The sequence below is a fragment of the Helicobacter pylori genome, from assembly GCF_016755635.1.
GTDB lineage: Bacteria > Campylobacterota > Campylobacteria > Campylobacterales > Helicobacteraceae > Helicobacter > Helicobacter pylori_CQ.
Genome location: NZ_CP051500.1, coordinates 846,326 through 870,271 on the forward strand (window position 1 = coordinate 846,326; position 23,946 = coordinate 870,271).

15 protein-coding genes and 1 tRNA gene are annotated in these 23,946 nt (G+C 37.5%); 9 read left to right on the forward strand and 7 right to left on the reverse strand.

From position 1 onward, the window contains the following. Positions 1-82 precede the first annotated feature (82 nt). From HG567_RS03955 to HG567_RS03990, 8 genes are all read left to right on the forward strand, one after another. Positions 83-367, forward strand: coding sequence for an HU family DNA-binding protein (locus HG567_RS03955; protein ID WP_001029090.1), 285 nt, complete (start codon positions 83-85; stop codon positions 365-367). 57 nt (positions 368-424) lie between these two features. Further along, positions 425-501 (forward strand) — tRNA-Arg (locus HG567_RS03960). 434 nt (positions 502-935) lie between these two features. After that, positions 936-1,541, forward strand: coding sequence for an LPP20 family lipoprotein (locus HG567_RS03965; protein ID WP_001236617.1), 606 nt, complete (start codon positions 936-938; stop codon positions 1,539-1,541). Between the two features lie 18 nt (positions 1,542-1,559). Next, the gene (locus tag HG567_RS03970; RefSeq protein WP_120879050.1) at positions 1,560-2,177 is read left to right on the forward strand and encodes an HP0838 family lipoprotein; all 618 of its coding nucleotides are present in this window, start codon (positions 1,560-1,562) and stop codon (positions 2,175-2,177) included. After that, positions 2,174-3,937, forward strand: coding sequence for an OmpP1/FadL family transporter (locus HG567_RS03975; RefSeq protein ID WP_202163657.1), 1,764 nt, complete (start codon positions 2,174-2,176; stop codon positions 3,935-3,937). Before HG567_RS03970 ends, HG567_RS03975 begins: the two co-directional genes overlap by 4 nt. A gap of 21 nt (positions 3,938-3,958) precedes the next feature. Beyond that, on the forward strand, positions 3,959-4,942 hold the full coding sequence (pseB, locus tag HG567_RS03980) for a UDP-N-acetylglucosamine 4,6-dehydratase (inverting) (protein ID WP_202140238.1): 984 nt from the start codon (positions 3,959-3,961) through the stop codon (positions 4,940-4,942). Then, entirely contained in the window at positions 4,939-6,216 is a 1,278-nt protein-coding gene (gene coaBC, locus HG567_RS03985) for a bifunctional phosphopantothenoylcysteine decarboxylase/phosphopantothenate--cysteine ligase CoaBC (RefSeq protein WP_202139271.1), read from the forward strand. Before pseB ends, coaBC begins: the two co-directional genes overlap by 4 nt. Beyond that, positions 6,216-6,953 carry a hypothetical protein gene (locus tag HG567_RS03990; RefSeq protein ID WP_202139272.1) on the forward strand — a complete coding sequence of 246 codons (738 nt, stop codon included), beginning with the start codon at positions 6,216-6,218 and terminating at the stop codon, positions 6,951-6,953. Before coaBC ends, HG567_RS03990 begins: the two co-directional genes overlap by 1 nt. Positions 6,954-6,977: 24 nt before the next feature. Here the strand turns inward: HG567_RS03990 and thiE are convergent, their stop codons facing one another. From thiE to HG567_RS04025, 7 genes are all read right to left on the reverse strand, one after another. Continuing rightward, on the reverse strand, positions 6,978-7,637 hold the full coding sequence (thiE, locus tag HG567_RS03995; protein ID WP_202139273.1) for a thiamine phosphate synthase: 660 nt from the start codon (positions 7,635-7,637) through the stop codon (positions 6,978-6,980). Next, positions 7,630-8,439, reverse strand: a complete 810-nt coding sequence (gene thiD, locus HG567_RS04000; protein ID WP_202139274.1) for a bifunctional hydroxymethylpyrimidine kinase/phosphomethylpyrimidine kinase — start codon at positions 8,437-8,439, stop codon at positions 7,630-7,632. The genes thiE and thiD overlap by 8 nt, the downstream gene beginning before the upstream one ends. Then, positions 8,436-9,215: a hydroxyethylthiazole kinase gene (gene thiM / locus HG567_RS04005; protein ID WP_202139275.1), complete on the reverse strand. Its 780-nt coding sequence runs from the start codon at positions 9,213-9,215 to the stop codon at positions 8,436-8,438. Before thiM ends, thiD begins: the two co-directional genes overlap by 4 nt. 90 nt (positions 9,216-9,305) lie before the next feature. Continuing rightward, positions 9,306-10,538, reverse strand: a complete 1,233-nt coding sequence (locus HG567_RS04010) for a hypothetical protein (protein WP_202139276.1) — start codon at positions 10,536-10,538, stop codon at positions 9,306-9,308. A 3-nt stretch (positions 10,539-10,541) separates the two neighbouring features. Continuing rightward, positions 10,542-12,719, reverse strand: coding sequence for a competence protein (locus HG567_RS04015; protein ID WP_202163658.1), 2,178 nt, complete (start codon positions 12,717-12,719; stop codon positions 10,542-10,544). A gap of 60 nt (positions 12,720-12,779) precedes the next feature. Next, on the reverse strand, positions 12,780-14,174 hold the full coding sequence (locus tag HG567_RS04020) for a hypothetical protein (protein ID WP_202139278.1): 1,395 nt from the start codon (positions 14,172-14,174) through the stop codon (positions 12,780-12,782). Further along, positions 14,175-15,212 carry a hypothetical protein gene (locus HG567_RS04025; RefSeq protein ID WP_202139279.1) on the reverse strand — a complete coding sequence of 346 codons (1,038 nt, stop codon included), beginning with the start codon at positions 15,210-15,212 and terminating at the stop codon, positions 14,175-14,177. It abuts the gene before it with no gap. A 153-nt stretch (positions 15,213-15,365) separates the two neighbouring features. Between HG567_RS04025 and HG567_RS04030 the strand changes: the two genes are divergently transcribed. Next, positions 15,366-23,774 (forward strand): SNF2-related protein, encoded by an 8,409-nt coding sequence (locus tag HG567_RS04030; RefSeq protein WP_202163659.1) that lies wholly within the window; start codon positions 15,366-15,368, stop codon positions 23,772-23,774. Positions 23,775-23,946: the final 172 nt, after the last annotated feature.

The following is a 23,946-nucleotide window of genomic DNA, read 5'->3' on the forward strand; positions in this document are numbered from 1 at the left end:
TGATTATAATTACCGCTCAATCAGTCAAGCTAAGCGATCAAATCGCTTGGTTTTGGCGTCTATTAGAAAAGGGGTTATCCACATGAACAAAGCGGAATTTATTGATTTGGTTAAAGAAGCGGGCAAATACAACAGCAAAAGAGAAGCCGAAGAAGCGATCAGTGCCTTTACTCTAGCGGTACAAACAGCTTTAAGCAAGGGTGAAAGCGTGGAATTGGTTGGTTTTGGCAAATTTGAGACCGCAGAGCAAAAAGGCAAAGAAGGTAAGGTGCCAGGAAGCGATAAAACTTATAAAACTGAAGACAAGCGAGTGCCTAAATTCAAACCCGGCAAAATCCTTAAACAAAAAGTTGAAGAAGGCAAATAAATCTGATCCACTCAGCAAGGGGCTTACCAATAGGTTGTAAGTTTCTTGCTTTCTTATGTCCTTGTAGCTCAGCTGGATAGAGCGTATGATTCCTAATCGTAAGGTCGTGGGTTCGAATCCCGCCAAGGACACCACTCGCATTATTTTTACTATCATAGGGATTTAAAAAAATTTATTTTATTTCTTATCCTATTTAAAAAATATTCAAAGCATTTTTTACAATTAAAAAGATCTTGAAAAAAAGCAATCCATAACCTCTTAAAAAAGCGCTCTTTAGGAGGTTTTTAGTCTAGGGTTGTAGGGAGGGAATTTTTCAAAATACCCCCTACCCCCTTAAGAAAATAAATTTAAAAATCAAACTTAAAAAATGAGTTTTATCATCAAATAAAATCTTAAAACGATAAAATCAAGCCATTAAAATCCCTTTTTTTTTAAAAAATAAATCATAATCCCCTAAATTTTAAATTAAAACCCACTAGCCTTATAAACTTAATAAGAATATCCGCATGACAAATCCATTCAAAAATGATATAATAGACTTGATGAACTCATTTTAAGGAAAATACCCATGCGTTTGCACACTGCCTTTTTTGGTATTAATTCATTGCTTGTTGCCACTCTTTTGATAAGTGGTTGCAGTCTCTTTAAAAAGCGTAACACTAATGCGCAGCTAATCCCCCCTTCAGCTAATGGCTTGCAAGCCCCCATTTATCCCCCGACCAATTTCACCCCCAGAAAGAGCATTCAGTCTCTCCCAAGCCCTCGCCTTGAGAATAACGATCAGCCCATCATTAGCTCTAATCCCACTAACGCTATCCCTAACACCCCCATTCTCACGCCTAATAATGTCATTGAATTGAACGCGGTGGGCATGGGTGTGGCTCCAGAATCCACCATTTCGCCCTCTCAAGCCCTAGCTTTGGCCAAGCGGGCGGCTATTGTTGATGGCTACCGCCAATTGGGTGAAAAAATGTATGGTATCAGAGTGAACGCTCAAGACACCGTCAAAGACATGGTTTTACAAAATTCCGTGATTAAAACCAGAGTCAATGCCCTCATTCGTAACGCTGAAATCACTGAAACCATCTATAAAGATGGCTTGTGTCAAGTCAGCATGGAGCTTAAATTAGACGGCAGGATTTGGTATCGTATTTTGAGCGGATCGAGAGGATAACCTCTCTTACTCTCAACCATGCGGTATTTTAGAAGCGCTTTTTTATTATTTTTCATGACGCTTTTTTTTATCTCTTGCTCTAAGCACCCTTTTTCTAAGCAAACCCCTAAGACTAAGGAGCAGATCAGACAAGAAGAAGCCCGTAAAAAAAGAGAAGAGACTTTGAATGCCTTGCGCCAATTCAGGCTCATTTATATTAACACGCCGGTTTTTCGCTTTTATGATTACGGCACGATTAAAACCGATAAAGACCATAATATTGAAATAACCCTTTATAAGCTCAGCCAAAGAGTGGGCGATATTTATATGACTAAACGAAACATTTGTTTTAGCCAAAAATGTTCGGCTAAATGGATTGCTGCAAGGGATTTGTTTGGTAAGGTGAGCTATGGGGATTTGTTTGATGACATCGTTTTAGGGAGGGATATTTTTAAAGGTTTAGGCAAGCGCCACCTAACCCCTGAATATGTGATCCAAAGGTTTCAAAAAAGCGGGGAAATTATCCTTTATGAAAGAAAAAATGGCCTGATTTCTTTCCAGAATTTGACTCAAAAAATTGCTATTAGGATTGAACCCTATGAGCCTTCTTTGCAAGATTTAGAAGATAATGAAAACGCTGACAGCGAGCTCCAATGAAAAACTTTTCCCCACTCTATTTTTTAAAAAAGTTTAAAAAACGCCATTTAATCGCTCTGAGTTTGCCCTTGCTTTCTTACGCCAATGGCTTTAAAATCCAAGAGCAAAGTTTGAACGGCACGGCTTTAGGCTCGGCGTATGTCGCTGGGGCTAGGGGCGCTGACGCTTCCTTTTATAACCCGGCGAATATGGGCTTCACTAACGATTGGGGTGAAAACAGAAGCGAATTTGAAATGACCACCACCGTGATTAACATTCCGGCCTTTAGCTTTAAAGTCCCTACGACTAATCAAGGCTTGTATTCAGTTACAAGCTTAGAAATTGATAAAAGCCAACAAAATATTTTAGGCATCATCAACACTATAGGGCTTGGCAATATCCTTAAAGCGCTTGGCAATACGGCCGCTACCAATGGCTTGCAACAAGCTTTCAATCGTGTTCAAGGGCTTATGAATCTAACCAATCAAAAAGTCGTAACCCTCGCTTCATCGCCTGACACTCAAATCGTGAATGGCTGGACGGGAACGACTAATTTTGTTTTACCCAAATTCTTTTATAAAACGCGCACGCATAACGGCTTCACTTTTGGGGGGAGTTTTAGCGCTCCTAGCGGGTTGGGCATGAAATGGAATGGTAAGGGGGGGGAATTTTTGCATGACGTGTTTATCATGATGGTAGAGCTTGCCCCTAGCATGAGCTATACTGTTAATAAGCGCTTTTCCGTGGGCGTGGGCTTAAGGGGGCTTTATGCGACCGGGAGCTTTAATAACACCGTTTATGTGCCTTTAGAGGGCGCTTCGGTTTTGAGCGCGGAGCAAATTTTAAACTTACCCAACAATGTTTTTGCCGATCAAGTGCCAAGCAACATGATGACTTTATTAGGCAATATTGGCTACCAACCCGCGCTTAATTGCCAAAAAGCCGGTGGGGATATGAGCGATCAAAGCTGTCAAGAGTTTTATAACGGCTTGAAAAAAATCATGGGTTATAGCGGTTTAGTGAAAGCGAGCGCGAATCTTTATGGCACGACTCAAGTCGTGCAAAAATCTAACGGGCAAGGCGTATCGGGGGGCTATAGAGTGGGTTCGAGTTTGCGCATCTTTGATCATGGCATGTTTTCTGTGGTGTATAATTCTTCAGTGACATTCAACATGAAAGGTGGTTTAGTAGCTATCACAGAGCTTGGCCCTTCTTTAGGGAGCGTTTTGACTAAAGGCAGCTTGAATATCAATGTTTCACTCCCCCAAACCCTAAGCCTAGCCTACGCCCACCAATTTTTTAAAGACCATTTAAGAATAGAGGGGGTGTTTGAGCGCACCTTTTGGAGTCAAGGGAATAAATTTTTAGTAACCCCTGATTTTGCAAACGCCACTTACAAGGGCTTGAGCGGAACGGTGGCTTCACTAGACTCTGAGACGCTTAAAAAAATGGTGGGCTTAGCGAATTTTAAAAGCGTGATGAACATGGGGGCTGGCTGGAGGGACACCAACACCTTTAGATTAGGGGTAACTTACATGGGCAAAAGCTTGCGTTTAATGGGCGCTATTGATTATGATCAAGCTCCAAGCCCCCAAGATGCGATAGGTATCCCAGATTCTAATGGCTATACCGTGGCTTTTGGGACTAAATACAATTTTAGGGGGTTTGATTTGGGATTAGCGGGGAGTTTCACTTTTAAAAGCAACCGCTCCAGTTTGTATCAATCCCCAACTATTGGGCAATTGAGAATCTTTAGCGCCTCTTTAGGCTATCGCTGGTAAAACATGCCAAATCATCAAAACATGTTGGATAACAAAACGATTTTAATCACCGGAGGCACTGGGAGTTTTGGCAAGCGCTTTGTTCGTAAAGTTTTAGACACCACCAACGCTAAAAAAATCATCGTTTATAGCCGAGATGAATTGAAACAAAGCGAAATGGCCATGGAATTTAATGATCCTAGAATGCGTTTTTTTATCGGCGATGTCAGGGATTTAGAGCGCTTGAATTACGCTTTAGAGGGCGTGGATATTTGTATCCATGCGGCAGCACTCAAGCATGTGCCTATCGCTGAATACAACCCCCTAGAATGCATTAAAACCAATATCATGGGAGCGAGCAATGTGATTAACGCATGCTTAAAAAACGCCATCAGCCAGGTCATCGCTCTAAGCACTGATAAAGCCGCTAACCCCATTAACCTCTACGGCGCAACGAAATTGTGCAGCGACAAGCTCTTTGTGAGCGCGAATAATTTTAAAGGCTCTTCTCAAACGCAATTTAGCGTGGTGCGTTATGGTAATGTGGTGGGGAGTCGTGGGAGCGTGGTGCCGTTTTTTAAAAAATTAGTCCAAAACAAAGCGAGTGAAATCCCCATTACAGACACTCGCATGACACGATTTTGGATCACCTTAGATGAGGGGGTTTCTTTTGTGCTTAAAAGCTTGAAAAGAATGCATGGGGGGGAAATTTTTGTGCCTAAAATCCCTAGCATGAAAATGACTGATCTCGCTAAAGCCCTAGCCCCCAATATTCCTACTAAAATCATAGGGATTCGCCCGGGCGAAAAACTCCATGAAGTGATGATCCCTAAAGATGAAAGCCATTTAGCCCTAGAATTTGAAGACTTTTTCATCATTCAGCCCACTATAAGCTTCCAAACGCCTAAAGATTACACGCTCACCAAACTCCACGAAAAAGGCCAAAAAGTCGCCCCCGATTTTGAATACAGCAGCCACACTAACAACCAATGGCTAGAGCCTGATGATTTGTTAAAATTACTATGAATTTTTTAGAAGATTTGTTTTACCCCTTAAGATTGTTAGAAAACAAACGCGTTTTATTGCTCGTGAGCGGTTCTATTGCGGCGTATAAATCCCTAGAATTAGTGCGTTTGTTGTTTAAAAGCGGGGCTAGTATCCAAGTGGTGATGAGTAAGGGCGCAAAAAAATTCATCAAACCCTTAAGTTTTGAAGCTTTGAGCCACCATAAAGTCTTGCATGATCGTAATGAAAAATGGTATTACAACCACCAAAACGCATTGCACCATAACCACATCGCATGCGCTGCTAGCGCTGATTTACTCATCTTTGCCCCTTTAAGTGCTAACAGCTTGTCTAAAATCGCTCATGCTTTAGCGGATAATATTATCAGCGCGACTTTTTTAGCTTGCGCTTCCCCTAAAATCCTAGCCCCTAGCATGAACACCAACATGCTTCATTCCCCTATCGTTCAAAGTAATTTAAAACGCTTGAAAGATTTCAACTATACTATTTTAGACACGCAAAACGGCCTTTTAGCATGCGATACTAAAGGCGATGGGGCGATGGCTGAGCCTTTAGAAATCCTTTTTAAAGCCGCTCAAACGCTCTTAAAAGACGCTTATTTTGAAAACAGAGAAGTCATAATCATGGGCGGAGCGAGCGTGGAAAAGATTGACAGCGTTCGAACGATCAGCAACCTCTCTAGCGGGATCCAAGCGAGTGCATTAGCCCTAGCGTTATATTTTAAGGGAGCGAAAGTAACTTTGATTGCATCAAACTTCCCCACCCCCTTGCCCAAAGAAATCGCAAGCGTTCTAGTCAGCGACACCAAATCTTATGAAAACGCCTTGAATAACGCCGCTAACAACCTGCAAAAACATGCCTTAAAACCCCTACTCTTTAATTTAGCCGCCATTAGCGATTATGTGCCTAAAACTTCTTTTAACCATAAGCTTAAAAAAAGCGAACTGGGCGAAACCCTAAACATTGAATGCGTTCAAAATAAGGATTTACTGGCTTCTATCAATCCCAATCAATTCGTTAAAATCGGCTTTAAAGCCGAAGACGATCAACAAAACGCCATCAAAAACGCTCAAAATCTTTTAAAACCTTCTCAAGATAACGGCAAGGGTTGCTCCATGGCCGCTTTGAATCTCATTAAAGATTCACGCCCTTTTGGCTCATTAGAGAATGAATTGTGGCTCTTTAGCCATAAAAAAACCCAAAAAATCCCTTCTATGAACAAATTAGAAGCGAGCTTTAAAATCCTTGATTTTATCAAAGACAACGCCCTTTAATGCTAGAAGCCCTAAACGCCATAAACCAGCTTAACGCTCTTCATTCCAAAAACGCCGCACACCATTTTAACGCTACCTTACCCATTCTTTTAAAGGTTTTAGAAAAACAGGATAAAGATCTTTTTCTTTTGCAAGTGGGTAATAGGATCATCCCCACCAAAAGCGAACAGGAATTGAAAATCAATCAGCCTTATTTTGCGACCATGCAAAGAAACCAGCTGGGCGATATTGTGCTTAAAAATTTAGTGCCTGCCCCAAAAATTTTAGACGCATTGGACGATTTGAGTGTTCTTGAAATGAAAAAAATCAAAGAAATATTGAGCGCTAAAGATAGCACCCCTTTAAAAGAATATAAAGAACTTTTGAGCGAAAAATTAGTCCATGCTAAAAATCCGCAAGAGTTTTTGAATACGGCCAACATGCTTTTAAGCTTGCAATCGCAGGTTTTGAGTTTTGTGATTGAAAACGAACGCAAAAAAGCCTTTTTGCAAGTGAAAGCCAAAAAACAAAGCGTTGATTTTTACGCTCTGTATCCTAATTTGGGCGAAATTGGCGGCGTTATTTATTTAAAGGAAAAAGAAAAACAGCTTTTTTTAAAAACCACCCTCCAAAGGACTAAAGAAATTTTAAAAGAAGCTCAAAACACCCTTTTAGGCTTTTCTTCTGTGGAAATTACATGCGAAAAAACCCCCATGCTTTTTGCCTTTGAAGAGCGTTTATTGGACACGCTGGGGTAGAAAAATTTGGGATTTTAGAATCCCTCACGCATTTTTTAAAAGTTTTCCAACCGCTAAGGCTTTATCTTTGGCTTGCGCAATCGCGCTAATGACTGCGATACCCCCATATTTGCGCAATTTTGAAGCGTTATGCGTCGTAATGCCCCCAATCGCTATGAGGGGTTTTTTTACCCCGCTATCTTTTATTTTTTTTAAAAGCTCCACGCCTACAACTTGTTTGTCTTTTTTAGATTGTGTGGGGAAAATAGGGCCTACCCCAAAATAGGCTACGCCGTCTAAATGGCGCGCTTTTAGGGCTTGCTCTAAAGTGTTAACACTCAAACCTATAAAAGAGCGCTTTTTGCATAAAGTCATTACCTCTTCTATAGCCATGTCTTCTTGCCCCACATGCACGCCATCAGCCTTTAATTCTAGCGCGAGTTGCACCTCATCATTAACAATAAAAGGCGCGCCGTATTTTTGGCATAGTTTTTGACACTCTAGGGCTAATTGTTTGATTTCAATAGGATCTTGTAGGGCTAAATCGCCTTTTTGGCGGAATTGAAACGCTGTGATTTTAGATTGTAAAGCTAGTTCTAAAGCGTCTAAAAGCGCGTTTATCCTATCGTTTTTGCTACCCTTTATGTGGTAGAAGTCTTGCGAACCAGCCACAAACATGAGTTTCAAACAATTCGCATCAAACAAGCTCTTTAATACTCCATAAATTCAAAGGCCCATGCCCATGCCCAATGTTTAAAGGGTTTTGAATGATAATAGTTAAAAGCTCTTTAGCCTTTGAAATAGCGTTTTTCAAATCCAACCCTTGAGCGAGTAAGCCCACTATCAAGCTAGACAGAACACAACCCGTGCCATGCGTGTTTTTCGTGTTGAATCGCTTGGCGTTTAGGATAAATTCAGCGTCTTCTAAAAACACCCAATCGTTGCTAAATTCCCCTTGAAAATGCTCTGTATGCCCCCCTTTAATCACAGCGTTTTTAACGCCTAAATCCCTTAAAATACCCATCGCTTTTGAAGCGCTTTTATTATCTCGCACTTGAACGCCTGTGAGTGCATAAACTTCAGGGAGGTTAGGGGTTAGTAAATGGGTTTTAGGTAAAAGGTGTTTTTTTAAGCTTAAAATCGCCTCTTCTTCTAAAAGCAAAGCCCCATTCTTTGCCACCATCACCGGATCTAAAACGCACAACCCAAAATCGCATGTTTTTAAAGTGTCCGCCACGCATTCAATGATTTGAGCGTTGCATAACGCTCCCATTTTGAACGCTTTGATAGAAAAATCATCTCTAATGGCTAAGATTTGCGCCCTCACGCTCTCTGCGTTCAATGGATAAACCCCATGCACGCCCTGTGTGTTTTGCGCGGTGATGCAAGTGATCACGCTTGTCCCAAACACGCCCAAAGTTTGGAACGCTTTCAAATCGGCTTGTATCCCAGCACCCCCACCGCTATCGCTGCCGGCAATGCTTAAAACTTGCGGATAAACTTTCACAACTCTTCCTTAATAAGGCTATTTTCTAACTTTATGGGCAAGCTTAGAGCGTCTAAAAAATAAAACAAGAACGAACCATTAGAGCCGTTATTTTCTGACACCTTTTTTTGCGCATTAAAAGCGGCTTGTTTGTAGAGCGCGCAAAGTTGCACCATAGAATCTAGGGGGTCTTTTTTCAAACTTAAAAAGCTCGCGCACGCCGCTGCGTGCAAACACCCAGCCCCAGTAATGAGCGCTAAATACTCGCTCCCCCCAGTAATGCTAAAAACTTTTTTCCCATCGCTCACATAATCTGTTTTACCCGTCATTACCGCTATCACAAAATATTTTTGAGCCGCTAGTTTGACTATTTCTATAGGCGTGGTGGCATAATGAGAGTCTAGCCCCTTACTTTTGCACGAAATCCCCACTAAAGAGCCTAATTCTGCAGCATTACCCCTAAGAACGCTAACCCCTTCGCTTTCTAAAAGCTCTAAACTTGTGTCATGGCGTAAAGCGCTCGCTGAACACCCCACAGGATCTAACACAATGGGTTTATTCAAAGCCTTATAATGTTTGATAGCCTCTTTAGCGCATAAAATGGTGCGTTCATTGAGAGTGCCAATATTGATAGCGAGCGCGTCAGAAATTTTTGCTAAATCTTGCATTTCAGCAATGGCATCACTCATTAAAGGCGATGCCCCTAAGGCTAATAAACCATTAGCCACAAATTGCGCCACCACATAATTGGTGATATTATGCACTAAGGGGCGTTTTTGGCGTAATTCTTTTAACATTATGAGCCTCCTTAAACTTTCTTTTATTTTACAAAAAAATCCATTAAGCGGTGCTGTCTTTGAGTTTTAATAAAAGCGTTCAAAAATGAACTATTTTTCATCAACCTCATCTAAAAACTCTTTTTTAACGCTTTCAGGAGGGTTTAAAAATGATGGCATAATGATATTTTGTTGTTTATAATAAGTGTCCGAATAGGCACTTGCCATAAGAGACAGGGTTTGATTCATAAAATTTAGGTTATCAGCAATATTAAGTAGAATTTGCGTGTTTAACATTTCAAATTTTTGTTTAAAGTCTGCATAGACTTTTGCTTTAGTTTCTTGATTTGTTGCTCCTTTAAGCCTTTCTATATATGAGCTATTGTCTTTCTCAAAAGTGTTTATCAATCGCTCAATTTCAAGTGTATTACTAAAACAATAATCCTTACCATCAATATTTTGTTTAGAACAATACCCTTCTTTCGCATAAATAGGATTTTTAACGGAAAGCTCTTGTGTGAAACTTGCACCCCTGTTCTGTAAAGATGAAAAAAGTTTAAAGGTTCTAGCTTGAGCTTCTTTGAATATTTTTAAATTAATTTGTTTTGATTGAGATAAAAAATCTCCATAGCACTGAAAATTTTTTGATATTAGACAAGTTTGTGCTTGAGCTAGGTATTGCTGCTTTTTTATCCCTAAAAGTTCTCGCTCTTTTGTTTTGCAAATAAAATCTGCCAAAACCCTACCACTCAAACTTGTTGTTATATCTTGAGTGGTTGTAATTTGTGTATTTCCAAGTGCATTAGCTAAATTTTCTAAAGCTTGTCTAGCGGCACTCTTTTCTTTTCCCTTATCGGAGAAAAAAATCTCTTTTGTTTTTGGGTTAATTTTATTCATATCTAATTCAGGGCATTTGTTAGCAATATTTCGTAATAAAAATTTTTCGGCTAGATGGTAGTTTTTAGCGCTTTTTTGTAGAGCGAGAGCGTTTGATTTTATATTCTTGGCAATTTGAGTTGCATTTTCTACTAAACCCATAGGATTAGGGATATTTAAAATAGAACCATTCATAAACTGATTGGTTTTCAGTAAAATATCATTCACTTTATTGAGTTGGTTAATGGTTGATTGAGCTTTTTCTATCATATCTTGGTATTTTTTGATTTGGTCAGTCCAGTGATTGACCTGTTGAACAAAGCGAGACTTGTCTATGGCGTCTTTTGCTTGTTGCCAGATATTCTGCGTAGGGTTATCCACAATCATAGCCACAGCGTTCAGGTGGTTTAAAACAATCGCCAACAACAGAATAAGGGATTTTTTTAAAAAAGTCTTTAACGCTTTCATGCCTTATCCTTGAAAAGGTCTATAAATCAGTCTTTGAGTGCAAGAAATTTTATTATCATACCAATAATACCAATTCTTACCAATTTTTGTGCTTTCACTCCAAATGTTATATTGAGAGCAAAAGCCTTCATTCTGATTGAGATAGTAATTAGACCAATCAATATAGCCTTGCGATTGCTTAAGATCATTATCCTTGTAATAGCCTTGATGGATTTCTACATACTTCAAATAATCATTACTCAAATGCAATTCGTTTTTTAAAACGCTTTGAGTCCTGTTGATGGTGGTTTGAGTGGTGATAAGATTATAAGTTGTGGGGCTTTCATTATCTTGGGCTGGGCGTAAATAAGGTTGAGTGGTTTGGGTGGTAGTGGTTTTGTAAGTGGCGTTCCAATCGGTGATACTAGGATTAGTATGGAAATATTGCGGTTGGCAACGATTGACTCCATAAGGTTTTTGGCATTGTTCTCTCTCACCATAATTTTTCCTTTCTATCCTAAAATAATGGCTTGTATTAATATCGCTTAAGACTTTAGAACTAGACACGCCCATCACATAAGGGCTAACAACCGCACCGCTTTTAATCCCTGCTTCAAAATTACAGGGCGTAACTTCTACCCATTCGCCATTAAGCTTGTTATAGCTTTTTAGCATTGTAGGTCTTTTGGCTTCTAATTTAGCGTCATTGTATTCCCATTGACCGCATGCAAATTCTTGATATTGTGAGCTTAGTTGGGTAGCAATCCCACGATTTAAAATCTCTTGCTTGTTAGGGTTGCTGGGATCATTATAATACTGATCTATTATAGGCGTTAAGGTTTGGGTTTTATCATTTTTTTCATACCTAACAATCCTGTCTTGCACCCTTGCATAATCGCTGCAAGGCACAGCGACATGGATTAGATTATCCATCCCACGAAACACGATTTCGGTTTGAAAGGTTTGAGTTTTCCCCATACCATAACCTTTATCGCTTGTGGTTTGTAAGGCGCATTTGCTGTCATCTTTGTAAAGTTGCATGGCGTATTGAGTGCCTTGCAAATCCACACAACCACCGATATTTTGCGTTTTATTCTCTCTATCTACATAGTAGTATTGCGTTTGCTTGATAGCCTTGCCAGCTTCAAAATCGTATCTATAAGCGCATTTAGTGTCATCTCTTAAAGCGTTCATAGAAATACAAGAGCCATCTTTAGCGATAACATCTAGTTTCATTGTGTTGTTGGGGCTTAATTTGGGCGCTTTACAATACTGGCTGGAATAATTGTTTTCTTGCGAGTTAGGATTAGTGGTGCTATTAGAACTACTGCCATTAGTTGGGCTAGTGGTGTTAGTAGGATTATTGGAATTGTTTGTGTCTCCATTACCAAAAGGAATAGGGAAAAGCCCCCCATTCCCTAAACTCCCACCACTTGAGCTATTATTATTAAAATTGTCATACCCTCCTGTGTTATTGTTAGTAGAACCATGATTAGTGAAATTATTCTCATAACCTCCTACAGAGCCATTACTTGAAGAACTAGAGCCATTCACCCCATCCACGCCTAACACGCCATCTGTATCAATACCACTGCCTACTGCATTATTATTTGAATGACTCCCATTTGCACCATTACTCCCACTGCTCCCATTTACCCCATCGTTGCCATTGATAGCATTATTGTTAGGGCTATTAGGATTGTTATCGTAAGCGGAACTATCAGAGCCATTACTAAAAGGCGTGTTGGCATACATAGGGTCATTAGTCGCTTTGGTTTGAGCGGTGTTTTCTAGATTTTGGTATTCTTCTTTGCTAACGCCTAAAATCTTAGCCACTTCTTCAGCGTTCTCGCCTTTTAAAACAAGGATAGTGGATTTTTTAATCTTGGCGTTAGGAGGTATTTTTAAACTGGTTTTAGCAGGGTTAGTTAAAGGAAACGATTGATTGTCTCTTAAAAGACTGGTGATTTCTATATCTATGCTGTTAGTCGCATTGTTTCTAAAATAAAACCCATGAGCTTCTACTTTAAACACCCTTTTGCCTAACACCACCCTGCTTTCTATTGCTCCATTAGGCAAATTAGCGTCAATTTCTTTAGTGGTGATAATGCTTAAAGCATAGGCTGGATTAAGCAAACCTAATAAAAACGCTCCTAGAATAAAGCAGAAAAATAAAAAATGGTTATATGAATAAGTTTTCATTTGTTTTTGCCTCTTTATTTCAATTCCACTAAAAACTTTAATCACTTGACTAACTTGTGTTTAAAAATTCATCTCCATAGGTATAGTCACGCTATTATTTGATAAGCTTTGATCATTTTTCAATTCTCTAGCCTTTGTTAATGCGTTTTGTATGTTTTGCTTTGATTTATATTCAAAAGCTTGTAGTTTAGGACTTAATGGCTTTTTCTCAGTGTTGTTTTTTACAGATTTTTTACCATTAAAATCAACAGAATGATTACCTTGATTGAAATCAATAGGCTCATCATCTAAAAAAGACAAATCATTGTTATTTTTTACATTATTATTGTCAATAATGTTATTTTGTTTAATACTATTGTCTTTAATTGGATTATCATTAGTGGTATTTTTAACCATTTCATTAACATTAGCATTATTTTGAGTTAAATTATTTTGATTTTCGCTATTAAACTTCCAAACACCCAAAGCTCTTTTATCCACTTCGTTATTAATAATAGCGTTTTGTAAGATCTTATGTTGCTCTTCATTGAGTGGGGGAATATGATTTCCTTTTTGATTGTTAAAAATGCTATAAGGAACTTGATTGGTTTTTGAATTTTGAATATTGTAAGCTAATGCAAGTTTTATAGGGTCATTTTCTTTTAAGTTTTTATTGTTGATTAGAGCTGTCATTAAAACTTCATGTAAAAATTCTTTGTGCTTTGTCTTCATAGCGCTTGGTTCTTTATTAACCAGCATGGCTAAAACTTGCAATTCTTTGGCACTCATATTGTGTTTAGCGTATTCTAAAAGCTCTTTTTTGAATAATTGATCAGAGTATTTTTTTTGTTTTTCACTAGGTAAATCTTGTTGTGAAATCTTAAAATTTTCTCTTCTATTATGTAAAAAATTTTTTAAATTTGTTATAGGTATCAAATGAGAGTTTTTAGAATTTTCCCTAATATTTTCCTTTGTTTCTGTGTTTAATTGTTCTTTATTTTGATAATTTTTATCGTCTTGTTTGTTGATAGACTCTTTGATCTCCAAGTTAAGTTTATCATTTTGTAAATCATCTAAATCTTGTTCAAAAGACTTCTGAATGGTTTGTTCTTCATCGTCTTTGTTTTTATTGTCGCTTAAATAATCTAAATCTTTTAAGTCATTTTGTAAAGCGCTTTGTAATCCAAAATAAATATTATCTTGTTCTAAAAGTTGCTGTTGCGTTTTATCTGTTGCGATTGTTTGTTGTAACTCTTCAAGTTCTTTAGAATAGATAGATTGTAAAGTTTCAAATTCCACATAATTAGACGCACGGCTTAAATCATTAGAAAACCTAGTTAAAAAAGTTGTCCATTCTGCATTGCCTCCAAATTTATTATAAATTTCTTTCATATCTTTTTTTAACTCTCTAAAAAAATCACTCCAAGCTTTTACTTTTTGTTGCTCATTGATGGAAAATAAACTATCAAATAACATTTAAAACTCCATTGTAGAGTATTGATCTACTTGCTTTTGTGTTTGGTTTTGTTTTTGATTTTCAAAAAAGATTTGCTGGTATTTTTCGTTTTTAATCGTACAATAGTCATTGATAGTTTCAAACAATTTATCAATATTGTTTTTATAAGCGCTTTTTTGTTCATCACTAAAAACATTATTTTTATCTATGTCGTTGAAAATCCTATCTTTGACATCTTTTAATACAAGGTTAGAAGTGGCTTGTTTTTCCATAGGATAATCTTTATCATGCTCTAGTCTTAACATAGCGTTTGTAAATTTCTCAAAATGAGCGTTACTAAGGGGTTTTAGGTTTTCAACGAAATTATCCATTTGTTGTTCGCTTAAATATTTAGAAAATGCTTCCAAATTATATAACTTTTCAATTTTTACATAAGGTTCGCATTTTTCTTGCACCCTTTCAAAATAAGTTTCACCCATTGGGTTAGTTTTTTCTTGAGTTTCATACAAGGGGATTTTTTCGCCTTTAGCGTTTAAAATGTATTCGCCTTGATTGTTCTTTGCATAAATAATTTCATTGTTTTCATTTCTTAGAATTTTATCTCTTGAATGTTTAATGAACATAACTTCCACGCAAGGCTCATTGTTTTTAATTTCTCTTAAAGCGTTTTTAAGTTCATTGGCTTTTTGTGGTTCTTCTTTGGCAAGTTTCCCTATTTCTAGTTTAATTGCAGCATCGCTAAGTCCTATCCACGCGCTTGAATTATAATTATGTATAGCCTTTTCTAAATCAAGGTTAAGATCATTTACATTGTTATAAGGAGTGCCTGAGTAAGCGCAAAAATTACGGCTATTTTGAGCTATGCTTTGCTTGTAATCATCTTTACTAATACCCATCTTTTCTAATTTGGCATCACTTTTATAAGGCGCTTCCACTTTATTGCTTGGGTTTGCTATATACAAGAGATTGTCTGCAACTTTTTTGGTGTAATAAACCTTAGCCCTTTCAAACTCATTTAATCCCTTGTTTTGTGATACTTGCTCTGTATTTTGGTTCATATAAAACCCCTAAAAATAAAAATTTTTTAAATATAACCATATTTTTAAAAACTAAACAATACGGGTTTTTTAAAGATTTTTATTCTAAAAATCCGTATGTTTTAGTTACTGAATTTATGCCCTAATAGTAAAAAATATATTTAGGGACACAAAATGCAAAAAAAGAAACCCAAAAACCCGCAACCGAATTTATTTAGCATCTTAGATAATAGTGATATTGCCATAAGCAACCCTACTGAAGAATCAGACAAGGTTAATGAAAAACAAGATCCACTCCCCTATGTCGTGAAAACTCAGATCAATACAGCAAGCATGATTTCTAGAAATCCTATTGAATGGGCAAAGTATTTAAGCTTTGAAAAACGAATATATAAGGATAATAGTAAAGAAGATGTTAGGTTCTTTGCTAATGGTGAGATAAAAGAAAGTTCTCGTGTTTATGAAGCGAATAAGGAAGGGTTTGAAAGGCGCATCACTAAAAGATACGATCTGATTGACACTATAAACAACAAAGAGTTTTTTTCAAAAGAAATTGAAATTCTAACCCACACAAACAGCTTAGAAGAATTGAAAGAACAAGGTTTAGAAATCCAATTGATCCACCACAATGAAACGCATCAAAAAACCTTAGAAAATGGCAATGAAATCGCTAAAGAATACGACTATCTTAAAGACATTTACCAAGAAGTAGAAACAACAAAAGATGGTAAATTAATAAGAGAAATAGTCCCCAGTATTTCTAGCGATGAATATTTTAAGCTCTATAACAAACTGTCTTTTGAATCAATAAACAATGAAAATACCAAATTGAACACTAACGCCAATGAAGAAATTAAAAAACTAGAATTTGAATTGGCTAAAGAAGTGCATGCTTTAATCCTAGAGCAAGAATTGCTTTCAGCAACAGATTATTATTCTTGGATAGACAAAGATGATTATGCGAATTTTGCTTGGAAAATAAGCAGGCTTATCAATGAAAATAAACTCAAAGAAAACCATCTCAGCGCAGATAACGCTAATAAGATTAAGCAATTTTTCTTTAATAATGGTTCTATTTTAGGCTGGACTAAAGAAGAACAAAGCGCTATGCAAGAAAACACAGATTACTCTTTAAAAAGCGATCTTTTAAGTTTAGAAGAAATCGCTCAAGCAAAAATTGAATTGCAAAAATACTATGAAAGCGTTTATGTTAATGGCGATGGGAATCAAAGAGACATCAAGCCTTTCAAAGAAATTTTAAGAGACATGAACAATTTTGAAAAAGCTTATCAACAGCGTTATAACGAATTGGTTAGCTTGAATGAAGCAATCATTCAAGCTAAAGAGGGTAGCAATGAGCGGCAAAATTATAGCGCAAACAACAATAACCTTATTAACAACACAATAGAGACTAATACTTCTAACAATATTATTAAAAATAATGATAATAATCATCCAAATTTAAGCTTGGCTGATTTAGAATTAGAGCAACAAAATTTAGGAGAACCAAATGGAAAAGAAAGAACGAATCGCGCAGATGAGCCGAGCAGAGCTAGAGCAGGAATTCCGCAAGAAATTCACCGCAGAAGCGAACATGGAGGACAACAAGAGGGAATGGAGCGATCGAGTGATGAAGAACTTTCACACCAAGACCCTAATCTATTTATTGAGCCTAGAGAGCAGGGAGGAACAAGAGGAGTTTATAGATCTAGCGACCAACAGGCAGTTTCAGAAAAACCCCATAGAGAGCGAGATAGATTACATGAACATGTATTTGGAGGAGATAGAGTATCAGCAAGAGCGGATGGCAATGGCGCATCAAGTCAAGCAAACCGAATGGAAAATGGAGCAAGAAGCGAAGAAAAAGGGGATAATCCCCCAAATGAGAGAGGAATACCACAGCCACCGCAATCCCCATCTCATCAACAAAATAGCTCCAGAGATTTGGGGCTTTCTCTCTCTAGAGAACAGCCAGGACAGACTGGACGCTTACGCCTTTTTGATCATGGACAGGTGGGCTCATTATTTCCCACAGACCATGAAAACCAAAGATCACAGAACAATAATGAGCTTGATAAAAGCAGTGATAGAGCAAACGAAAATGGAGACAGAAGCCCTAGACAGAATGGAAGCGCAAATCAAAAGGGCGCAAGGGGTGAGCGATTTGGAATTGCTCAAGGAAGCTCAAATCAATCAGTATTATTACCTGCTCAAAGCCGATTACATCATGCAGGACTCAGCGCACCAAATGGACTTAGAAACCTTGAACAAAACAGGGATCAAAAGAGAGGACTTTTATCAAATTTAAACCATTTAGAAAGCTTGCTTAACGCTATTAGAAACAACACTATAGCGAGCGAGCCTGACTTTAGATCCAGGCTCTTAGAAGCCATTCAAAACAACGAGCCTTTAAAAGATAGCCTTGTGGGGGCACAACTCCTTAAAGACCCTACGACTAAAATCTTTTATGACAAATTCCAATTAAAAATCAGCCCTAAAAAAGTCTTAGAGATTTTAGAAAATCGCATTCAAAAATCCATTGAAACAACAAATGAAGCCTTAAACGCATTCAACGCGCCAGATAGTCAAGCCATTGATTTAAACGCTATCTCTAATAGCATAGGATTAAATCCCACACAAGAGAGTGGGATAACAGACAATAGCGTAGAGTTAAATAACGCTCAAGAACAAACCGCGCAAGAGCAAGACACGCAAGAAAACGCGCAAACCACGATAAAACAAGAAACACAAGAGCAAGAAACACCAACCACGCCAGCTATCCCCCTTAATCCTAAAATAGATTTTAAGCCGAGCGAAGAAGTTTTAATTAAAGGAGCTAAAACCCGCTATAAGGCTAACATAAAAGCTATTAGGCTTTTAAAAGAATTGCAAACCAAACAAGAGATCTTAAAAGGCGATTATTACGCCACTTTAAAAGAGCAAGAAATCCTAGCGCAATTTAGCGGATGGGGCGCTTTAGAGAGCTACTTTAAAAAAGATCAACACCCTGAAGAATTTGAAGAATTAAAAGCCTTACTCACTAAAGATGAATTCAGAAGAGCTTATTTGAGCACAAGAGACGCTTACTACACCCCTAAATTGGTTATTGATAGCATTTATCAGGCTTTAGATCGATTAGGGTTTAATCAAAACAACCATCAAAAAGAAATCTTTGAACCCAGTTTAGGCACAGGCAAATTCATCGCTCATGCGCCAAGCGATAAGAATTACCGCTTTATGGGAACAGAATTAGATCCTATTAGCGCTAATATTTCTCAATTCCTTTACCCTAATCAAGTCATCCAAAACACCGCTTTAGAAAACCACGAATTCTATCAAGAATACGATGCGTTTGTGGGCAATCCTCCTTATGGCAATCATAAAATCTATAGCTCTAATGACAAAGAATTGAGTAACGAGAGCGTTCATAATTACTTTTTAGGGAAAGCTATCAAAGAATTGAAAGATGATGGCATAGGGGCGTTTGTGGTGAGTTCTTGGTTTATGGATGCTAAAAACCCTAAAATGAGAGAACACATCGCGCAAAACGCCACCTTTTTAGGCGCGATAAGACTGCCTAATAGCGTGTTTAAAGCAACAGGAGCAGAAGTAACTAGCGACATTGTGTTTTTCAAAAAAGGCGTTGAAAAAGCAACCAATCAAAGCTTCACTAAAGCTATGCCCTATTATGACAAGATCATTAATAGCTTGGACGATGAAACCCTTTTTGCCTTGCAAAACAACCGCTTTGATAGTTTTATCCCTAGCGATCAACTTAAGATTGTCAATGCGGTTGCAAGCCATTTTGGTTTCAAACAAGAAAAATTGCAACGCTGGTATGAAAAAATAGACACCGCTAACTTTGGCTACAGAGAACAAGACTATAAGATCATCAAAGGCTTCATGGATAAAGTTGGCGAGAATAATATCCATCTCAACGAACAAACCCTAAATGAATACTTTATCCACCACCCTGAAAACATTCTAGGGCATTTGAGTTTGGAAAAAACCCGCTATAGCTTTGAAATCAATGGCGAACAAATTTATAAATACGAGTTGCAAGCCTTAGAAGATGAGAGCTTGGATTTATCCCAAGCGCTTCAACAAGCGATAGAAAAATTGCCTAAAGATGTCTATCAATACCATAAGACTACCCTTAAAACAGACGCTCTCATCATTGATGCAAATAACGAACGCTATCAAGAAGTTCAAAAGCTTATCAAAAATTTAGAAAGGGGGGAATTAGTCAAGTGGGATAATCTTTATTTCCAACTAGAACAAAATAATGAAATGGGAATCTTTTTAAAACCCACTAAAATCAACTCTAAAGTCCAAGATTCACGACTAAAAGCCTATTTTAAAATCAAAGACGCTTTGAATGATTTAACGAGCGCGGAATTAAACCCCTTAAGCTCTGATTTAGAGCTAGAAAACAAGAGGGCTAAACTCAATCTTGTTTATGATGGATTTGTCAAGAAATTTGGCTATCTCAATGAAAACAAAAACCGCAAGGACATCAAACAAGATTTGTATGGCGCTAAAGTCTTAGGATTAGAAAAAGACTTTGAAAAAGAAATCACCCCTAGAAGCGCTAAAATGCAAAACATAGAGCCAAGGCAAGCTCAAGCTAAAAAAGCTCAAATCTTTTTTGAAAGGACTTTGAACCCTAAAAAAGAACTCATCATCACTAACGCTAAAGAGGCGTTAATTGCAAGCATCAATCAAAAAGGGGGTTTGGATTTGCATTTCATTAGGGATCATTTCACAACCCAAAGTTTAGAAACCACGATCAAAGAACTTTTAGAGCAAAAACTTATTTATAAAGACCACAAGGATAATGGCGACTATGTTTTAGCGAACGATTATTTGAGCGGCAATGTAAAAAGAAAACTCAAAGAAGTTAAAGAAGCCATTAATCAAGGCGTGGAGGGATTAGAGGCTAATGTGAAAGATCTAGAGCTGATTGTCCCTAAAGATTTGAAAGCCACTGAAATCATGGCTCATATCAACAGCCCTTGGATACCCACTCAGTATTTAGAAGAGTTTTTAATAGAATTGAGCGCTAACCATTATGAAAAGCAATACGGCGATAAAATGACAGATTACCAACTAGGCAATCTCAAAGAAGACATCAAAGTAGAACACCTAAGCGGTGCTTATGAAGTTTTTGTTAGAAACAATGAATTAAACGAGCTTTATGGTATCAGGCATAAAGACAAACCGCATTCTTATAAAGCGCCTTTTGAAAGCCTTTTAAATAAAGTCTTAAACAACAAGGATTTGAGCGTTAAATACGCCCAAGTTGATCCTAATGACCCTAAAAAAGAAATTTTTATCACTGATGAAGAGCAAAGCAATCTCGCCAAACAAAAAGCAGAAGAATTGAAAGAAGCCTTTAAAGACTGGATTTACAAAGACTATGCAAGAAGAACCCATTTGGAGCAAATCTATAATGACACTTTCAATAACCTGGTTTTAAAAACCTATGATGGCTCGCGATTAGAACTAGAGGGCTTTAATCATAATATCAAATTGCGCCCCCACCAAAAGAACGCTATTTTTAGAACCATCCAAGATAAGGCGGTGTGTTTAGACCATCAGGTTGGAGCAGGCAAGACTTTGTGCGCTATAGCCAGTTGCATGGAACAAAAACGCATGGGATTAGTGAATAAAACGCTCATTGCCGTGCCTAACCATTTAACCAAGCAATGGGGCGATGAATTTTATAAGGCTTACCCTAACGCTAATGTGTTAGTTGTTGGTAGCAAGGACATCACTGAAAAAGAAAGAGAGCTTTTATTCAATCAAATCGCTAACAACAATTATGACGCTGTGATTATCGCGCACACCCATTTGGAATTATTGTCTAACCCTAGAGGAATCATAGAAGAATTGAAAGAAGAAGAGCTAGTGAATGCCGAAAAAAACTTTGAAAGGCAAGAACTGGCTTATAAAAATAACCCTAGAGAAACTAAAAAACCCAATGAAAGAGCCTTTAAAAACAAGCTGGATAAAATCCGTGCTAAATACGATGCGATTTTAGAAAAACAAGGCTCTCATATTGATATTAGTCAAATGGGGATTGACAATTTGATCGTGGATGAAGCCCACTTATTCAAAAATCTAGCCTTTGAAACTTCTATGGAAAAAATTGCAGGGCTTGGTAACCAACAAGGCTCTAATCGCGCCAGAGATTTGTTGATTAAAACGCGCTACTTGCATCAAAACAATAAGAAAATCATGTTTTTAACCGGCACGCCTATAGCTAATTCCTTAAGTGAAATGTATCACTTGCAACGCTATTTAACCCCTGATGTGTTAAAAGAAAGAGATTTAGAATTCTTTGATGATTGGGCAAAGACTTATGGGGAAGTGGTGAATGATTTTGAATTAGACACTTCCGCTCAAAGTTATAAAATGGTTAATCGCTTTTCTAAATTTAGCGATGTGCAAGGCTTAAGCACCATGTATAGAGCTTTTGCGGATATTGTCTCCAATGATGATATTTTAAAGCATAACCCCCACTTTGTGCCTAAAGTGTATGGGGATAAACCTATCAATATGGTGGTGAAAAGAAGCGAAGAAGTGGCTCAATTTATTGGCGTGGCGGATGAAAATGGCAAATATAATGAAGGCTCTATCATTGATAGGATGCAAAAATGCGAAGGCAAGAAAAATAAAAAAGGGCAAGACAATATCCTTTCTTGCACCACAGACGCTAGAAAAGTGGCTTTGGATTACCGCTTGATTGATCCAAACGCTAAAGTGGAAAAAGAATTTTCTAAAAGCTATGCTATGGCAGAAAATATCTATGAGAATTATTTAGAAACTCATGCCACTAAAGGCACACAACTTGGTTTCATAGGGCTATCCACACCCAAAACCCATAGCCAAAAAGTCAGTTTAGAAGCGCCAGATAGCACTCATGGAATAGAAAACAAAAATCCCCTAGATGAAGCTCAAGAGCTTTTAGAGAGCTTGTCTAGCTATGATGAAAATGGCAATCTCATCGCGCCTAGCAAGAAAGAATTAGAAAACGAACTCAAAGAGAAAAAGGCAAAAAATGTTGATTTAGATGAAGAGCTAGCTAAAGGCTGTTCGTTTGATGTTTATAGCGATGTTTTAAGGCATTTAGTCCAAATGGGTATCCCACAAAATGAAATCGCTTTCATCCATGACGCTAAAACCGAAGAGCAAAAGCAGGATTTGTTCAAAAAGCTCAATCGTGGCGAAGTCAGGGTTTTATTGGGCAGTCCTGCTAAAATGGGCGTAGGCACTAATGTGCAAGAAAGATTAGTCGCTATGCATGAATTAGATTGCCCATGGAGGCCTGATGAATTGTTGCAAATGGAAGGGCGTGGGATAAGGCAAGGCAATATTTTACACCAAAATGATCCTGAAAACTTTAGAATGAAAATCTATCGCTACGCCACTGAAAAGACTTACGATAGCCGTATGTGGCAAATCATAGAAACTAAATCTAAAGGCATAGAGCAATTTAGAAACGCGCACAAATTAGGCTTGAATGAATTAGAAGACTTCACTATGGGGAGTTCTAATGCGAGTGAGATGAAAGCAGAAGCGACAGGCAATCCCTTGATTATTGAAGAAGTCAAATTGAGAGCGGAGATTAAAAGCGAAGAAGCAAAATACAAAGCCTTCAATAAAGAGCATTACTTCAATGAAGAGAATTTGAAAAACAACTCTTCTCAATGGGATTATCTCAAACAGGAATTGAAAGATTTAGAAACGCTTCAAAGCTCTGTAATGATCCCCATTCATACAGAGATCAAGCTCTATGATTTGAAAAATGAAGAGAGTAAGGATTATGAGCTTATCAAAGTTAAAGAAGTAGAGCCTTTAAAAGAAAACGCCTCTATGAGTGAAGAATTAACGCACAAAAAACTCAAAGAACAAAACAAGCAAATAGCCGAACAAAATAAAGAAAAGCTAGACGCTATTAAAAAGCAATTTGCAAGCAATTTGAACGACTTGTTTTTCAATGAGGAAAGAGATTGTAAGCTTTTAGAATACAAGGGCTTTGTGGTGAATGCTTATAAAACTAAGTATCAAGTGGAGTTTAGTTTAAACCCTAAAGACAATCCAAATATTGCCTATAGCCCTAGCAATATGGTTTATAAAAACGATACTAGCCAACTGTTTAGCTCTTATAATTTCTGCGGCGAGATTAAATTTGATGGGTTTTTAAAAAGATTGGATAACGCTATCACTAAACTCCCTGAAAAAATCAAGGAATTAGAAAACTCCATTAAAATCACTCAAGAAAATATCGCTAAATACACAAGATTAGTGGAACAAAGACCTCCTTACCCACGACTAGAATACTTGCAAGCTTTAAAATGGGATCATAAAACTCTAATAGATGATTTAGCTAAAATGAGCAAAGACAGAGATTATAAGCCTGTGTTCAACCCTAAATCTCAAGAAGTCTTAGAGAAAATGAACGCTGAAAAAAGAGCGAGTTTAGAGAATGAGAGGGAAGAGATAAAAGAACAAGCTAACCAAGAAGCGCATAGGCCAATGAAAAAAGCGGCTAATGATGATTACGGCATGGGGATGTGAACTTCGCTGATACTTTCAATAACATGTGTTTAAATAATGTTATTGAATTTGGCGTAACGCCTTTTAATATTCTTTTTCTCTAAACTTTTCCCTTTTTAAAAACACCCTAAAAAACCACCACTAATAAAACACTGCTAACCATTTCAAAAAGAACTAATAGATAACATAATTA

Coding starts and splice junctions, on each gene's coding strand:
- HG567_RS03955 (WP_001029090.1), top strand. CDS start 83: ATGAACAAAGCGGAATTTATTGATTTGGTTAAAGAAGCGGGCAAATAC.
- HG567_RS03970 (WP_120879050.1), top strand. CDS start 1,560: ATGCGGTATTTTAGAAGCGCTTTTTTATTATTTTTCATGACGCTTTTT.
- HG567_RS03965 (WP_001236617.1), top strand. CDS start 936: ATGCGTTTGCACACTGCCTTTTTTGGTATTAATTCATTGCTTGTTGCC.
- HG567_RS03990 (WP_202139272.1), top strand. CDS start 6,216: ATGCTAGAAGCCCTAAACGCCATAAACCAGCTTAACGCTCTTCATTCC.
- coaBC (WP_202139271.1), top strand. CDS start 4,939: ATGAATTTTTTAGAAGATTTGTTTTACCCCTTAAGATTGTTAGAAAAC.
- HG567_RS04020 (WP_202139278.1), bottom strand. CDS start 14,174: ATGTTATTTGATAGTTTATTTTCCATCAATGAGCAACAAAAAGTAAAA.
- HG567_RS04030 (WP_202163659.1), top strand. CDS start 15,366: ATGCAAAAAAAGAAACCCAAAAACCCGCAACCGAATTTATTTAGCATC.
- HG567_RS04025 (WP_202139279.1), bottom strand. CDS start 15,212: ATGAACCAAAATACAGAGCAAGTATCACAAAACAAGGGATTAAATGAG.
- HG567_RS03975 (WP_202163657.1), top strand. CDS start 2,174: ATGAAAAACTTTTCCCCACTCTATTTTTTAAAAAAGTTTAAAAAACGC.
- thiM (WP_202139275.1), bottom strand. CDS start 9,215: ATGTTAAAAGAATTACGCCAAAAACGCCCCTTAGTGCATAATATCACC.
- pseB (WP_202140238.1), top strand. CDS start 3,959: ATGTTGGATAACAAAACGATTTTAATCACCGGAGGCACTGGGAGTTTT.
- HG567_RS04010 (WP_202139276.1), bottom strand. CDS start 10,538: ATGAAAGCGTTAAAGACTTTTTTAAAAAAATCCCTTATTCTGTTGTTG.
- HG567_RS04015 (WP_202163658.1), bottom strand. CDS start 12,719: ATGAAAACTTATTCATATAACCATTTTTTATTTTTCTGCTTTATTCTA.